Annotated in this window: 13 protein-coding genes, 1 tRNA gene and 1 pseudogene; 10 read left to right on the top strand and 5 right to left on the bottom strand. The window is 62.1% G+C overall.

All coding sequences use genetic code 11. The features are described 5' to 3' along the window. The first annotated feature begins 107 nt into the window (after positions 1-107). The 4 genes from AC1Q9F_RS09830 to AC1Q9F_RS09815 all read left to right on the top strand — a co-directional run bounded on the left by AC1Q9F_RS09830 (position 108) and on the right by AC1Q9F_RS09815 (position 3,810). A complete protein-coding gene (locus tag AC1Q9F_RS09830; protein WP_085683559.1) occupies positions 108-914 on the top strand; it encodes an alpha/beta fold hydrolase in 807 nt (268 codons plus the stop codon). Next, positions 911-1,765: an alpha/beta hydrolase gene (locus tag AC1Q9F_RS09825; protein WP_007957814.1), complete on the top strand. Its 855-nt coding sequence runs from the start codon at positions 911-913 to the stop codon at positions 1,763-1,765. The genes AC1Q9F_RS09830 and AC1Q9F_RS09825 overlap by 4 nt, the downstream gene beginning before the upstream one ends. A 127-nt stretch (positions 1,766-1,892) precedes the next feature. Then, positions 1,893-2,699 carry a DUF4892 domain-containing protein gene (locus AC1Q9F_RS09820; protein ID WP_007957816.1) on the top strand — a complete coding sequence of 269 codons (807 nt, stop codon included), beginning with the start codon at positions 1,893-1,895 and terminating at the stop codon, positions 2,697-2,699. 70 nt (positions 2,700-2,769) lie between these two features. Continuing rightward, positions 2,770-3,810 carry an AI-2E family transporter gene (locus tag AC1Q9F_RS09815; RefSeq protein ID WP_179694084.1) on the top strand — a complete coding sequence of 347 codons (1,041 nt, stop codon included), beginning with the start codon at positions 2,770-2,772 and terminating at the stop codon, positions 3,808-3,810. A gap of 351 nt (positions 3,811-4,161) precedes the next feature. Here the strand turns inward: AC1Q9F_RS09815 and xopAW are convergent, their stop codons facing one another. From xopAW to AC1Q9F_RS09800, 3 genes are all read right to left on the bottom strand, one after another. Continuing rightward, positions 4,162-5,019, bottom strand: a complete 858-nt coding sequence (gene xopAW, locus AC1Q9F_RS09810) for a XopAW family type III secretion system calcium-binding effector (protein ID WP_492620011.1) — start codon at positions 5,017-5,019, stop codon at positions 4,162-4,164. Between the two features lie 110 nt (positions 5,020-5,129). Continuing rightward, positions 5,130-6,179, bottom strand: a complete 1,050-nt coding sequence (locus AC1Q9F_RS09805; protein ID WP_492620012.1) for an ATP-binding protein — start codon at positions 6,177-6,179, stop codon at positions 5,130-5,132. After that, entirely contained in the window at positions 6,179-6,928 is a 750-nt protein-coding gene (locus AC1Q9F_RS09800; RefSeq protein WP_207983662.1) for a response regulator, read from the bottom strand. Before AC1Q9F_RS09800 ends, AC1Q9F_RS09805 begins: the two co-directional genes overlap by 1 nt. Before the next feature lie 295 nt (positions 6,929-7,223). Between AC1Q9F_RS09800 and pyrF the strand changes: the two genes are divergently transcribed. Then, positions 7,224-7,922: an orotidine-5'-phosphate decarboxylase gene (pyrF, locus tag AC1Q9F_RS09795; RefSeq protein WP_207983661.1), complete on the top strand. Its 699-nt coding sequence runs from the start codon at positions 7,224-7,226 to the stop codon at positions 7,920-7,922. Positions 7,923-7,974: 52 nt separating this feature from the next. Here pyrF and AC1Q9F_RS09790 read toward each other — a convergent pair whose 3' ends face one another. Then, the gene (locus AC1Q9F_RS09790; protein ID WP_085730437.1) at positions 7,975-8,979 is read right to left on the bottom strand and encodes an NADP-dependent oxidoreductase; all 1,005 of its coding nucleotides are present in this window, start codon (positions 8,977-8,979) and stop codon (positions 7,975-7,977) included. Positions 8,980-9,207: 228 nt separating this feature from the next. Between AC1Q9F_RS09790 and AC1Q9F_RS09785 the strand changes: the two genes are divergently transcribed. The 4 genes and pseudogenes from AC1Q9F_RS09785 to AC1Q9F_RS09770 all read left to right on the top strand — a co-directional run bounded on the left by AC1Q9F_RS09785 (position 9,208) and on the right by AC1Q9F_RS09770 (position 13,638). After that, positions 9,208-9,969, top strand: coding sequence for an SDR family oxidoreductase (locus AC1Q9F_RS09785; RefSeq protein ID WP_007917441.1), 762 nt, complete (start codon positions 9,208-9,210; stop codon positions 9,967-9,969). A gap of 195 nt (positions 9,970-10,164) precedes the next feature. Beyond that, the gene (locus AC1Q9F_RS09780) at positions 10,165-11,565 is read left to right on the top strand and encodes an aminotransferase-like domain-containing protein (RefSeq protein ID WP_492620013.1); all 1,401 of its coding nucleotides are present in this window, start codon (positions 10,165-10,167) and stop codon (positions 11,563-11,565) included. A 108-nt stretch (positions 11,566-11,673) separates the two neighbouring features. Then, positions 11,674-12,777: pseudogene (locus AC1Q9F_RS09775) on the top strand (HAMP domain-containing protein); the annotation flags it as partial. Beyond that, complete coding sequence (locus AC1Q9F_RS09770; RefSeq protein ID WP_371921047.1) at positions 12,757-13,638, top strand: methyl-accepting chemotaxis protein; 882 nt, start codon at positions 12,757-12,759, stop codon at positions 13,636-13,638. The pseudogene AC1Q9F_RS09775 and the gene AC1Q9F_RS09770, both read left to right, overlap by 21 nt. Positions 13,639-14,071: 433 nt before the next feature. Here the strand turns inward: AC1Q9F_RS09770 and AC1Q9F_RS09765 are convergent, their stop codons facing one another. Continuing rightward, entirely contained in the window at positions 14,072-14,830 is a 759-nt protein-coding gene (locus AC1Q9F_RS09765; RefSeq protein WP_011335462.1) for a hypothetical protein, read from the bottom strand. Positions 14,831-15,218: 388 nt separating this feature from the next. Between AC1Q9F_RS09765 and AC1Q9F_RS09760 the strand changes: the two genes are divergently transcribed. Next, positions 15,219-15,291 (top strand) — tRNA-Glu (locus tag AC1Q9F_RS09760). Position 15,292: the final 1 nt, after the last annotated feature.

Raw genomic sequence — 15,292 nt, 5'->3', positions numbered from 1 at the left:
TCATAGCCCTGACCGGACTGTCATCATTCCTGGCAGTTACGGTCATTGCTGTGGGACGCAGTCTTACGGACAATCAACGCCTGTTTTCCGCTCATGGATTTGCCGGTATGTCGCAACCGATCTTCTTCGCCCACGCCAACGGTTTCCCTTCGGGCACCTACGGCAAACTGTTCGCGGCGCTGGCGCCCGAGTACCGGGTCGCGCATCTGGAACAACACGCCCATGACCCGCGCTTCCCGGCGGGTGACAACTGGTACCACCTGGTCGACGAACTCATCCATCACCTGCAACAGCAAGATGAGCCGGTGTGGGGCGTTGGCCATTCCTTCGGCGGCATGCTGCATTTGCACGCCGCACTGCGTTGCCCTGAACTGTATCGGGGCGTGGTGATGCTCGACTCACCGGTGCTGACCCGCACCGATCAATGGGTGATCCGCGCTGCCAAGCGCTTTGGTTTCATCGACAAGCTGACCCCGGCCGGACGCACGCTGGGACGCCGCGAAGAGTTTGCCGACCTGGACAGTGCCCGCGGTTATTTCGCCGGCAAAACCCTGTTCCGCAGCTTTGATCCGGAATGCTTCGATGCCTATCTGCAGCACGGTCTGCACAAGGTCGGCGACAAGCTGCGCCTGCGCTTCGATCCTGCGACCGAGATCAGCATCTATCGCGGCGTGCCGCACACCAGTCCTGCGCATACCCGGCAATTGAAAGTGCCGCTGGCGGTGGTGCGCGGGCACAAGAGCCGCGTGGTGATGAACCACCACACCCGTTTTGTCGGGCGCCTGCCTCAGGGCGAGTCGCTGACCGTGCCTGGTGGCCACATGTTTCCGCTTGAGCGCCCACAGGACACCGCGCAATTACTGAAAAACCTGTTCGATCGCTGGGAGCGCCGGCAAGACAAGGATTGCGCATGAACCCCGCCGTCGAAGAAGTGCGCCTGAGCCTGCCGCATATCGAGCTGGCGGCGCACCTGTTCGGCCCGGAAGACGGGTTGCCGGTGATCGCCCTGCACGGCTGGCTGGACAACGCCAACAGCTTCGCGCGCCTGGCGCCGAAGCTCAAAGGCCTGCGCATCGTGGCGCTGGACATGGCCGGTCACGGGCATTCCGGGCACCGCCCGAATGGCGCCGGTTACGCACTGTGGGATTACGCCCATGACGTGCTGCAGGTCGCCGAGCAATTGGGCTGGAAACGCTTCGGCCTGCTCGGGCATTCCATGGGTGCGATCGTGTCGCTGGTGCTCGCGGGATCGTTGCCCGAACGCATCACCCATCTGGCGTTGATCGACGGGGTGATTCCTCCTACCGACAAAGGCGAAAACGCCGCCGAGCGCATGGGCATGGCCTTACAGGCGCAACTCGATCTTCGGGAAAAGCGCAAACCGGTCTACAACACCCTCGACCGGGCCATCGAGGCGCGGATGAAAGGGCTGGTGGCGGTCAGTCGCGAAGCCGCCGAACTGCTGGCCCAGCGCGGTCTGATGCCGGTGCCCGGTGGTTACACCTGGCGCACCGACAATCGTCTGACGTTGCCATCGCCGCTGCGTCTGACCCAGGAACAGGCGATGGCGTTCGTGCAGCGCATTGCGTGCCCCGCGCAGTTGGTGGTCGCCGCCGACGGGATGCTGGCCAAACATCCGGAGCTGCTTGAGCGTCTACCCTTTGACCGGGAACAGCTGCCGGGCGGGCACCATCTGCACCTGAACGATGAGGCCGGAGCCGACCTTGTCGCAGACTGTTTCAATCGGTTCTTCGCCATTCCTTGACTTGCTCCCGGCAACTGTCGAGGCTGGGCAGGTTGAAATGGGAGACAACCAAGATGGATTTCTACACCGCTGCGACTTCGAACTGCCCTCAAGGCACCCAGGCCATGCCCCTGCGATGAGCCTGTCCATGCGATCTATCAGTCTGCTGGCGCTGTGCTGTTTCAGTCCCTTTCTATTCGCTGCCGACCTGCCGGGCAGTCAGGACCTGCCGATCGTGCCGCGTGTGGCCGATGCGCAGATCGTCGACTATCGCCCCGCCGTGGAGCTGGAGCGGATCTACCCGCTCGGCTCGATCCGCAAGATCAGCGGCCAGTTGCGTTTCGACGGCCAGGTCAGCGCCCGGGGGCAAACCACCTCGGTAACCTACGAATTGCCGCCGGAACATTCCGCCACCGAAGCCTTCACTCTCGCTCGCGAAGCCCTGCAAAAGCAGGATGCCCAGCTGTTGTTCTGGTGCCAGGCCCGGGATTGCGGCGAGAGCAGCCTGTGGGCCAACGAGGTGTTCGGCAACGCCAAGCTGTACGGTGCCGACGAGCAGCAGGCCTACCTGTTGCTGAGGCTCGCCGCCCCGCGCGACAACACGCTGGTGGCGCTGTACAGCATCACCCGCGGCAATCGCAAAGCCTATCTGCACGTCGAACAGTTCGAGGCGCTGGCACCCCTCGGTGACCTGCTGCCGACCTCGGCCACGCTGCTGCGGGAACTGAAAAGCACCGGCGAGCTGGACTTTCCAAAGCTGGCCGGCGATCCGGATGACACCTGGCTGCGTTTGCTGTCTCGTGGTCTGAACCTCGACACCACGTTGCGGGTGACGGTGTCCGGGCCGAAAGCCGAGGCCTGGCGACAGGCGCTGATCGGGCAGGGCGTGCGCGCCGCGCGAATGGAAACCGGCAGTGTCGACGGCGAAGGCCTGCGCATCGATCTGTTGCGTTAAGGTGTCTTTGGCGGACACGTTCGACGTGTTCGCCTACTCTTTGCCTGACTGATTTTTTTCGAGATTTCACATGCCCAATAATGATCGTCTGCTGGTGCAGATCCTGTTGCTGGTGCTGTTTGGTGCCAGTTTCTGGGTGATGGCGCCGTTCTGGTCGGCGCTGTTCTGGGGCGCGGTGCTGGCGTTTGCCAGCTGGCCGCTGATGCGCTTGCTGACCCGCTGGCTCAATGGCCGGGAATCCCTCGCGGCGCTGTTGCTGACCATGGGCTGGATGTTGCTGGTGGCGGGGCCGCTGGTGTGGTTGGGTTTCAACCTGGCCGATCACGTGCGTGATGCCACGGCGTTCATCAAGGATGTGCAGGTCGACGGACTGCCCGAGGCGCCGAGCTGGCTGGGCGGCGTGCCGGTGGTGGGCGAACGGCTTGTCGGGATCTGGAACAGCATCGACCAGCAGGGCGCGGCCCTGATGGTGACGGTCAAACCTTATCTGGGGCAGGTCGGCAACTGGTTGCTGGCGCGCAGTGCGCAGATCGGCAGCGGGATTCTCGAACTGACCCTGAGCATTGTCTTCGTGTTCTTTTTCTACCGTGACGGGCCGCGATTGGCGGCGTTCGTGCACAGTCTGCTGGAGCGCTTGATCGGTGACCGGGCCGGGTACTACATCGATCTGGTGGCCGGCACCGTTCAGCGGGTGGTCAACGGGGTGATCGGTACGGCGGCGGCGCAAGCGGTGCTGGCGCTGATTGGTTTCCTTATCGCCGGGGTGCCGGGGGCGCTGGTGCTGGGGATCGTGACGTTCCTGCTCAGCCTGATTCCTATGGGGCCGCCGCTGGTGTGGATTCCGGCCACGGCGTGGCTGGCCTGGAAGGGCGAGTATGGGATGGCGGTGTTTCTCGGGATCTGGGGGACGTTCGTCATCAGTGGCGTGGATAACGTGCTCAAGCCGTATCTGATCAGCCGGGGCGGGAATCTGCCGTTGGTGATTGTGTTGCTTGGGGTGTTTGGCGGGTTGATTGCGTTTGGGTTTATCGGGTTGTTTATTGGGCCTACGCTTTTGGCTGTTGCTTATAGTTTGTTGACGGATTGGAGTAAGAGTCAGGCTCGGGTTTGAGGCTTTTGACTTGGCGGCCTTTGGGCCGACCAGGCTTTGGGTTGACTGTGTACATATCCGTTTCTTCGGTAACGGCGGCTTATGGTTTCGCCCTTACGGCGACTCACTTTTTTACAAGCGCCTAAAAAAGTAAGCAAAAAACGCTCGCCCCGGCGTTCGGCCCTCGCAGGCTCGGGTTCCTTCGCTCCGGCGTCCCTCCGGGGGCATCGACTTCGTCGACGAGTTCGGCTTCGCCAAACGGCACTGCGTGCCAATCCCCGGATGAACACCTCCACTCAGCCTTCCGAAGGGGCGGGTGGATCAAGATCAAGAGCGTTGTCGAGCTAACGCTCATCCTGGTTTCGGATTACCTCACGTTGCCACATTCAAATACTTGCCCACCGACGCAGTGCTTTCGAGCGAGTACTGCTTGCTCAGATTGGCAATCATGCGGTTCAGCGCTTCGGTGGTGGTTTGAGTATTGCTGGCGGTCTGTTCGTCATCCGGGCGTTCGCGACCTGCATGCAGTGCAGCTTTCAGTTCGTCGCTGCTGACGCCTCCGCTGCTGTCGCTGTCCAGCACCTTGAGCAGGGCGGCGGCGGTGTCGGTGTTGTTCGAGGAGGTGCTGTCGCTGACCTGCAGCGCGCTGTTCAGTTCGGTGGCGGTAACAGTGCCGTCGCCGTCTGCATCGAGTTGGCTGAAGAGTTCGTCGCTGGAGGCTTGAGGCGGTGGGGGTGGCGGTGGGGTGAGGCTGGCGGCGAGTTCGTCCTGGCTGACGACGCCGTCTTCGTTCTTGTCCAGGGCCGAGAAGATTTTGCTGCTGTCGGCGGTGCTGCCGGCGCTGGTCAGGCCGTTGCTCAGTTCGTCGCTGCTGATGGCGCCGTCGCCGTCGGCGTCCAGGGCGCTAATCAGGGCGTCGGCGAGTTCGGTGTTGGGGGCTTGGTCGCCTGGGGGCGGTGGGGGTGGGGCCATGGCGGTCATTTCTTCGGCGTTTAGGCTACCGCTGGCGTCGCTGTCCAGATCACCGAATTGTTTGCTCAGGCTGACCAGCAGGCCGTCGTTGGACTTCTGCGACAGGGCGCTGCCCAGTTCGTCCTGATCCACCGCGCCGTCGCCGTTGCTGTCGAGTTTGGCGAACAGTTCCTTCTGCAGTTGCTGGCTGCGGGCGTTTTGGGTGGAGGTGCTGCTGGTGCTGGTATAGCTCGTGTAGTTGCTGACGCTACCGATCATCGGGCTCACTCCTTGGACTGGAAAACCGGTGGGTGTACCGGCTTATGCAGCCTCAAGTCACAAGGTGTCGTGGGTATGTGGGGTTTGTACCGGTCGGTACACAGTCAGGCTCAGCGGCGGGGCAGCTGGATCACGGCGGTCAGGCCGCCGCCGGGTGTTTCTGCCAGGGTCAGTTGTCCGCCCTGGCGTTGTGCGGCTTCCCGGGCGATGGTCATGCCCAGGCCGACGCCGCCGGAGTTGCGGTTGCGTGAGCCTTCGAGGCGGAAGAACGGTTCGAATACGGCTTCACGCTTGTCCGCCGCGATGCCCGGGCCGTGGTCGATGACGCGGATCAGCAGTTGTTCGCGCTGGTCCTGCAGTTCGATGTGCGCTTGGCCGGCGTAGCGCAGGGCGTTGTCCATCAGGTTGTTGATGCACGAGCGCAGTGCCATCGGCTGCACTTGTAAGGGTGCGCAATGGCCGCTGACCTGCACGTCGGCGCCTTGATCCTGGGCGTTTTCGCACAGTGATTCGACCAGCGCCTGCACATCCATCAGCTGCAAGGCTTCGCTGGTGCGTTGTTCGTGCAGGTAGGTGAGGGTGGCGTCGAGCATGCCGATCATGTCGTCCAGATCCTGTCGCATCTGGCCTTGCAATTTGTCGTCGCTGATATTTTCCAGCCGCAGTTTCAGCCGCGACAACGGGGTGCGCAGGTCGTGGGAGACGGCGCCGAGCATCCGCGCGCGTTGCTGCACCTGTTCGCGGATGCGGTGTTGCATCAGGTTGAACGTGTGTGCGGCCTGCCGGGCTTCCCGGGGGCCGGTTTCGTCCAGCGGCGGGCTGTCGAGGTCTTCGCTCAGGCGTTCGGCTGCATCGCTCAGGCGCTGGATCGGCCGGGTCAACAGCTTGGCGCCGTACCAGGCGGCGATGATCAGCGAGATGAACTGGAAGGTCAGCGGCACGATCGGCCCGCCGAACCAGGGGCGCGGCGGACGAGGCGGGTAGCGTGGATCCTGCGGCGGCTGTTTGCCGTCGATGGTTTCCGAGAACTCCGGCGGCGGAGGTGGTGGTGGCGGGCCGTAGAGGCGGAACCAGGCGAAGGCCAGCAAGTGCGCCAGGACGATCGCCACCAACAGCACGCCGAACAGGCGGCCGAACAGCGTGTCGAAGCGCGCCCGCATCAGCCGATGTCCCGGGCGTCGAACAGGTAGCCTTCACCGCGAACGGTTTTGATCAACTGCGGGGCTTTCGGGTCGTCGCCGAGTTTTTGCCGCAGGCGCGAGACCAGCAGGTCGATGCTGCGGTCGAAGGCTTCGATCGAGCGACCACGGGCGGCGTCCAGCAACTGTTCGCGGCTGAGCACCCGGCGCGGACGTTCGATGAATACCCAGAGCAGGCGGAATTCGGCGTTGGACAGCGGCACCACCAGACCATCGTCGGCGATGAGCTGGCGCAGGACGCTGTTCAGGCGCCAGTTGTCGAAGCGAATGTTCGCGCGCTGTTCGGTGCGGTCGTCGCGCACCCGGCGCAGAATCGTCTGGATTCGCGCCACCAGTTCCCGAGGTTCGAACGGTTTGGCCATGTAGTCATCGGCGCCCAGTTCCAGGCCGATGATCCGGTCGGTGGGTTCGCAGCGGGCGGTGAGCATCAGGATCGGGATGTCAGACTCCGCGCGCAGCCAGCGGCACAGTGACAAACCGTCTTCGCCGGGCAGCATCAGGTCGAGCACCACCACGTCGAAGTGTTCGGCCTGCATCGCCTGGCGCATCGCCGCGCCGTCGGTGACGCCGCTGGCGTGAATGTTGAACCGGGCCAGGTAGTCGATCATCAGTTCACGGATCGGCACATCATCGTCAACGATCAGTGCGCGGATGCTCCAGCGCTTGTCGTCTTTCTGCTCGTCGTTCATGGAGGCTTGGGAGTTGTGCATGAGGCTGTTCATCTGCCAGTAGGCCGCCAACCACAAAGATAGGCTGCGAGGTTGTGGTTTCAGCATAGGCGTCCGGCCGTGAGGCGGGAAGGGCTGCTGTAAGGACATGTTGCGGCTGGCGAGGCTAGCGCGGGCGCATGTTGCCGGCGTGTCGGTTGTGTATCGGGTTCGACACAATACCCTGCAAGGCTATGCTGATCACGGTTGGCGCGACGATTTACCGATCATCGGGTGCCGCGCCGTCGCCGGTTCCGCTACAATGCGCGCCGATTTCGACTTGCCTGAGAGCCCATCCATGTCCGCCTGCCAGACTCCTATCATCGTCGCCCTGGATTTCCCTACCCGTGACGCCGCACTGAAGCTGGCCGACCAGTTGGACCCGAAACTGTGCCGGGTCAAAGTGGGCAAGGAACTGTTCACCAGTTGCGCCGCGGAAATCGTCGGCACCCTGCGTGACAAAGGTTTTGAAGTGTTCCTGGACCTGAAATTCCACGACATTCCCAACACCACGGCGATGGCGGTCAAGGCCGCTGCCGAGATGGGCGTGTGGATGGTCAACGTTCACTGCTCCGGCGGCCTGCGCATGATGGCGGCCTGCCGTGAAGAGCTGGACAAGCGCAGCGGCCCGCAGCCACTGCTGATCGGTGTGACCGTGCTGACCAGCATGGAGCGCGAGGATCTGGCGGGTATCGGTCTGGACATCGAGCCGCAGGAGCAGGTGCTGCGTCTGGCGGCACTGGCCGAGAAGGCCGGGATGGACGGTCTGGTGTGCTCGGCGCTGGAAGCCACTGCGCTGAAAACCGCGCATCCGTCGCTGCAACTGGTGACCCCGGGGATTCGTCCGGCGGGCAGCGCCCAGGACGACCAGCGTCGCATCCTGACCCCGCGTCAGGCGCTGGATGCCGGTTCCGACTATCTGGTGATCGGCCGTCCGATCAGCCAGGCGGCGGATCCGGCCCAGGCACTGGCCTCGGTGGTTGCCGAACTGGCCTGAGCGAACAGCTGAAGCATCAAAGAAGGGAGCCCGATGGCTCCCTTCTTTGTTTTCAGACCTTCAACACCAGTTTGCCGAAGTTCTCGCCGCTGAACAGTTTGCCCAGGGTTTCCGGGAAGGTTTCCAGGCCTTCGACGATGTCTTCCTTGCTCTTGAGCTGACCCTTGGCCATCCAGCCGGCCATTTCCTGGGCGGCACTGGCGTACTGTGCGGCGTAATCCATCACCACAAAGCCTTCCATCCGCGCGCGGTTGACCAGCAACGACAGGTAGTTGGCCGGGCCTTTGACCGCTTCCTTGTTGTTGTACTGGCTGATGGCGCCGCAGATCACTACGCGCGCCTTGAAATTCAGACGGCTCAGCACCGCGTCGAGGATGTCGCCGCCGACGTTGTCGAAATACACGTCCACGCCTTTCGGGCATTCGCGCTTGAGACCGGCGAGCACGTCTTCGCTCTTGTAGTCGATGGCGCCGTCGAAGCCCAGTTCATCGATCAGGAACTTGCACTTGTCCGCGCCGCCGGCGATGCCGATCACCCGGCAGCCTTTGATCTTGGCAATCTGCCCGGCAATGCTGCCGACCGCGCCCGCAGCGCCGGACAACACCACGGTGTCGCCGGCCTTCGGTGCGCCGACATCGAGCAGGGCGAAGTAGGCGGTCATGCCGGTCATGCCCAGTGCGGACAGATAAACCGGCAGCGGTGCCAGTTTCGGGTCGACCTTGTAGAAACCTCTTGGCTCGCCAAGGAAATAATCCTGCACGCCAATGGCACCGTTGACGTAGTCGCCGACGGCAAACCCCGGATTGTTCGACGCGACGACTTTGCCTACGCCCAACGCGCGCATGACTTCGCCCAGACCCACCGGCGGGATGTAGGATTTGCCTTCGTTCATCCAGCCGCGCATGGCCGGGTCGAGGGACAGGTATTCGTTCTTGACCAGAATCTGCCCCGCCGCCGGCTCGCCCACCGGTACTTCCTGATAGGTGAAGGTCTCGCGGGTGGCGGCGCCCACCGGGCGTTTGGCGAGCAGGAACTGGCGATTGGTCTGGTTGGTCATGACAGGCACTCGAATTGAATGAAGCCTTGTTGATAGACCTTCATGGGCGATGCCGCAAGGTTGGCTCACGGGGCGAATGCAGGCTGATCCAGTACGGTGATAGTCCCCGGCGGGGTTTCATCACTGCGATTCATGCAAGCCTAACCGGCCTTTTGATAGTGCTGACGTCACTCAGGCCCCTGTGGCTATGCTGCCTTCATCAATCCCCCCGCATTCGAGGACATAACAATGAGCATGACGTTTTCCGGTCAGGTAGCCGTCGTCACCGGCGCGGCCAACGGCATCGGCCGCGCGACGGCCCAGGCATTCGCCGCCGAAGGTCTGAAAGTGGTGGTGGCCGACCTGGATGCGGCCGGGGGCGAGGGTACCGTGGCGCTTATTCGTACAGCCGGCGGCGAAGCGACCTTCGTGCGCTGCAACGTGACCGTCGAAAGCGAAGTGAAAAATCTGATGGACGAGGTGATCAATACCTACGGCCGTCTCGACTATGCCTTCAACAACGCCGGGATCGAAATCGAGAAGGGTAAACTGGCCGAAGGCTCGATGGATGAGTTCGACGCGATCATGGGCGTCAACGTCAAGGGCGTCTGGCTGTGCATGAAGTATCAGTTGCCGTTGCTGCTGGCTCAGGGCGGCGGGGCGATCGTCAACACCGCGTCGGTGGCGGGATTGGGCGCTGCGCCGAAGATGAGTATCTACGCGGCTTCCAAGCATGCGGTAATCGGTCTGACCAAATCGGCCGCCATCGAATACGCCAAGAAGAAAATTCGCGTCAATGCCGTATGCCCGGCGGTGATCGACACCGACATGTTCCGTCGCGCCTATGAAGCGGATCCGAAAAAAGGCGAGTTCGCCAACGCGATGCACCCGGTCGGGCGCATCGGCAAGGTCGAGGAAATTGCCAGTGCCGTGCTGTACCTGTGCAGTGATGGTGCGGCGTTTACCACCGGCCATTCGCTGGCCGTGGATGGTGGCGTGACTGCCTTCTAAGGTGTTGTTGGCTGATACAAAAAAGGACCCGCCCATCGGCGGGTTTTTTTTCGCCTCGGGAGCGGTTCGGTGAATCCGCTAAACAATGTGTTTCAAATGGTGAGAACGGAGGCTTTTGGCGGTTTTGTCGCACAGCCTCAACGGCGTGGCTGTGATTTACTGCCGCCAGCAAAACGGACAGGAGTTTGCGTGCTCATGGAATTGAGAATTGACCGACTGGCAATGGTGCCGGTCGTACAGCAGATTGTTGACGGGTTGACCGAGTGGATCATGCAGGGGCAGGTGCCGCCAACGACGCGCCTGCCCTCCGTGCGAGAGATCGCGCGGTGCAATCTGCTCAGCCAGTCCTGCGTCATGGAGGCTTGCGAGCGCCTGGTGGCGCAAGGGGTTCTGGCCTCGCGTCAGGGCTCTGGATTCATGGTGGCGGCTTCGTTGCCCGGTTGCTGCAAGTCGATCGATGGCTCCGGGTGTGAAGGGGAGCGCAGCGGGGGCGATCCCGCCGCCCGATGGCGCGGCGGTCTGACGCTGGGAAGTGGCGTCCTGCCGGAGAGTTGGCGCGAGCCCGATGATCTCGGTTATGCGATCCGCGAGGTGACGCGCGCTGACATGGCCAGCCTGTTCAACTACAGCACGCCCATGGGTCTGCCGGCGTTGCGCGAGCAGATCGTCAAACGCCTCGGATTGCTGAATATCAGGGCTGCTGAAGAACAGGTGATGACCACCACCGGCGCCAGCCATGGGCTGGAACTGATCGTGCGTACCCTGTTCAAGGCCGGTGATTGCGTCGTGGTCGAGACCCCCGGTTATGCGCCGCTGTTCGATCTCCTGCGCTTGCACGGCGTACGTATGCTGGAGGTCCGCCGCACGCCGGGCGGACCGGATGTCGAGGCGCTTGAGGCGTTGCTGCAGCAGTTTCGGCCCACCGCGCTGTTCATCAACAGTCACCACCACAATCCCACGGGCAGCTGCCTGCTGCCGGCCGTCGCGCGACGGATCCTGGAGTTGAGCAGGGCCTACGATCTGCGGCTGATAGAAGACGATGTCTACGCTGATCTGCACAACGGCAGCGGCACTCGACTGGCAGCGCTGGATGACGAGGGACGGGTGATTTACGTCGGCAGTTTTTCCAAGACCCTGAGCAGCTCGCTGCGGGTGGGTTTCGTGTTGGCCGATGGCGAGCTGATCGAGCGGATGGCGCGGGTCAAGATGATCAGTTGCATGGGCACCTCGAGGTTCTGCGAGGCGGTGCTGGCCGGGATGCTGGCCAGTGGCGCTTATCGCAAGCTGGTGCAGCGCCAGCGCCAGCGTCTCAATACCGATCGCGCAGCGGCCTTGCAGGCCCTGGAAGATGCCGACTGGGAAGTGTTCGGCAAGCCCACGGGCGGCCTGTTCATCTGGGCGCGCGCGCCGTTGGCCGATGAAGCGCATTTGCGCAGGCATGCCTCGCGCTGCGGGGTGCAGCTGTCTTGTGCAACGTCGTTCAGCCCCAGTGGCGAGGCCTGCGACTGGCAGCGCATCAACGTGGCTTACGCCTGTGATCCCCGGGCACGACAGTTTTTTCGCAGCACCACCGTGGATCGACCTCAAGCGTTCTGAAAACGACGCGTGCGTAGCTTTTTGCCATTATTCCGACGCCAGAGACTTGTGCTGGTTCAAGGCCGTTGCGAATCTTCGACAACAGACTATGGCAGGGGACTACGCGCAATGATTTCGGCCGTGCAAGGACGTTTTGCCAACCTCGGTATGGCAAAAAAACTGGGTATCGGGTTTGTGCTGGTTTTGCTGCTGACTGCACTGGTGGCAGCCATTGGCGTCTGGTCCCTGCAAACCATCAGTCAGCGCTTCGACGGCCTCAAGCAGATGTCGTCGCTCAACAGTGGTCTGCTCAAGGTGCGGCTGCTGGAGCAGGACTACGCCTTGCACGGCAACCCGAAAACCGCCGATGCCTTGCATGAGGGGGTCGACGGTCTGATCGCCATGGCCGACCAGCTCAAGGTTTTGTCGCCGGGCAATGAGTCGGTCATGAACGACGTCCAACAGTCATTGGGCGCTTACCGCAAGGCGTTCGATGAATTCGTCTCGTTGTCTCAGGCCAAAGACCTGGCGCTGGAAATGGCCAGTTGGTCGGTGTCCAGCGTTGCCAACAATCTTGATGTGTTGCAGGCCGGTCTGGCCGACGACGGCGCGTACACGCTGAAAGACAGCGAGGGCAAGGACGGGGCGCAATTCATCGAGCAGGCCGGCCAGGTCAGCCAGGTCTCACGCTTGATGTTGCAGGCGATGAACGAAGCGCGGGTGCGACTGGATCAAAGCCGCAAGGGTGACGACAGCGCCGGCCAGGGCAATATCGAGCAGGCTGCGCAAGCCCAGGCGCAGGCTGAACAGCTCAAGTCCACGGTCAAGGACGAGGGTTATCTGACGGTGCTCAATGAGGTCTCCGGGCACATCGCCGGTTTCAGCGAGAAGCTTGCCGAGTACACCGGTCTGCTCGCCCAGGAGAAGACCGTCTATCAACAGTTGCACCAGCGGGCCGACGAAGTCGTGGCGCGGGTCAATCAGGCGTATGTCGCGCAAGACGGCGCCATGCAGGGCGAACTGAAAAAGAATTCGGTGCTGATCATTGGCTCGTCGGCGCTGGCGTTGCTGGTGGGGCTGATTGCGGCGTGGGTGATTACCCGGTTGATCGTTGCACCGTTGCGCAGCGTGATTCATGTGGCGCAACAGATTGCGGCCGGTGATCTGAGCGCAACGATCGAGGTCTCCCGCCGTGACGAAATCGGCCAACTGATGCTGGCCATGCAGCAGATGGGCGCGGGTTTGAGCACGATTGTCAGCGGGTTGCAGGCGGGGATCGAACAGCTGGCGAGTTCGGCGCAATCGCTGTCGGCGGTGACCGAGCAGACCAACCTTGAGGTCAGCAGCCAGAAAGAGGAAACCGAACAGGTCGCCACGGCCATGAACCAGATGACCGCCACCGTGCACGATGTGGCGCGTAATGCCGAAGAGGCGGCGCTCGCGGCGCAGACTGCTGATGGCAAGGTCGAAAGCGGCCAGCAGGTGGTGCGTCAGAGCATGGCGCGGATCGAGCAACTGGCGGATTCGGCGACGTCGGCCAGTTCGAGCATCGAGAGCCTCAGTGCGGAAATCCAGAACATCGGCACGGTGCTGGGGGTGATCAAGAGTGTCGCCGAGCAGACCAACCTGCTGGCGCTCAACGCGGCGATCGAAGCGGCGCGGGCGGGCGAGCAGGGCAGGGGCTTTGCGGTGGTTGCCGATGAAGTGCGGGCGTTGGCCCGGCGCACGCAGCAGTCGACCGAGGAGATCGAGCGGTTGGTCAGTGCCCTGCGTTCGGCGGCGCATTCGTCGGTGCAGCAGATTCAGAGCAGTGGTGAGCTGGTGAAGCTGGCGGTGAGTGATGCGTTGCAGACCGAGAGTGCGTTGGGGAGTATTGCGGCGGCGGTTTCGTTGATTCAGCAGATGAATCAGCAGATTGCGGCGGCGGCCGAGGAGCAGAGTTCGGTGGCGGAGGAGATCAATCGCAGTGTGACGAGTATTCGGGCGAGTGCGGATCAGTCTTCGATTGCGATGCGGGGGAATGCGGCTTCGAGTGTTGAGCTGGCGCAGTTGGGGAGTGAGTTGCGGGGGATGGTGGGGCATTTTCGGCTTTGACCTTGGCGGCCTTTGGGCCGACCAGGTTCCCGTTTTATTGCGTTCATATCCGTTTCTGTGGGTGCTGCCGCTGGCGGTTTCGCCCTTACGGCGAGTCCCTTTTTCAAGTGCCAAAAAGGAACCAAAAGGCTGGGCCCCTGCGTTCGGCCTCTCGCTGAGGCTCGAGGTTCCTTCGTTACGGGATTCATCCGGGGGCATCGCCTACGGTTTGCTTCGCTGCACCTCCTCTCGATGCATGCGGCTTCGCCGCACGGTCGCTGCGCTCCCACCCCCGGATAAATCCCTCCACTCAGCCTGCCGATGGGGCCGGCACGTCAAAAGCATTACTCGAGCTAACGCTCATCGTTTTGAGTGGTGAGGGCGTTTTTGATTTTGATCTTTGCTGCGCCCAATAAAAAAGCCACCTTTCGGTGGCTTTCTTCTTTGACTGCACTCAGTCGTAAATCACTTTCTTCTTCCAGTCCGCGTCAGCCTCGACATCTTTGAGGCCGGCCGTAAGCTGGTTTTCTTCGCCTTCGACCGGGGCGATTTTGTCCATGACCTGGGCGTTGGCGCGGGCCAGGAGTTTTTCCAGGTATTGGAGTTGTTCGGCGTAGATTTGCGGGTCCTGCTGTTTGCGCAGGTATTGCACGCCGCGTTCGAAGGCGAGGCGGGCCTGGCCTGGCTGGTTTTGCTGGAGGGCGTGTTGGCCTAGGTTGTTGAAGAACTCGATGTGCAGCAGCACGAGGATGTGGCGTACTTCGCGGATCCAGTGTTTGGCTTCGTTCGGTGGCAGGAAGCCGTCCTGGGCGGCGCGGGTGATCTGGCCGTGGAGGGCTTCGAGGAGGAAGCGGACGTCTTTGGCCTTGGCTTCAGTCTGGATCGGGGCCGGTGGGTTGTTGACCGGGATTGATTCGCCCTGGGCGACGAGGGCGCTCAGTTCGGTGATGCGGGCCTTGGTGGTGGCGCTGGTCTTTTCCAGGTTCAGCAGGCGCTGGCAGACGTTCAGCTCGAGGCGGGTCAGCAGCAGCTTGAGGGCCGGGGTCATGAACTGGCCGGGGAAGGTTTCGGTCAGTTCGCCGCAACGGCGCAGGCGGTCGTTGAGTTCGACCTTGGTGCGGGCCTTCTCCAGTTTGGTGTTTTCCACCACATGGTTCATGTAGCCAATGGCGATCAAGATTGCGATCCCGGCTATGACTAGCAGGGTGATCATGAGTGGTGTCACCGGTAAGACCTCTTTATAGGGTTCGCGTGCGAGTGTAGTGGCTTGGCATAGAGGAGCCTAGCGCCGCTCGACGGGTTTGGATCGGCGAAGCTGAATCTGTATCGGCCAGGAACCGGCTTATATAAATGCTGGCCCTTGGGGTGCAGATTGCCATCACCTGTGCCGAGGACTATAACGCCTTGGCGAGTGTTGGAATATAGGCGTCAATCGTCGGGCGACGCAAAAGCCGGAAACGGCGCGTAAAGCAGGTCGAAGTCATTGATTTAAATAAATTTATATCTGGGGGTTGACGACCTTTCAATCCATCCATAGAATGCGCGCCACTTGCAGCGTAAAGCACACAGCGAAACGCGGCAGGGAGTGAATGTTGTAGTGTGTCCCCTTCGTCTAGTGGCCTAGGACACCGCCCTTTCACGGCGGTAACAGGGGTTCGAGTCCCCTAGGGGACGC

It is taken from the genome of Pseudomonas sp. GW823-FHT04A03 (genome assembly GCF_058796615.1).
The sequence above is the reverse complement of the archived record's forward strand: the minus strand, read 5'-3'. Positions and strand labels throughout refer to the sequence as shown.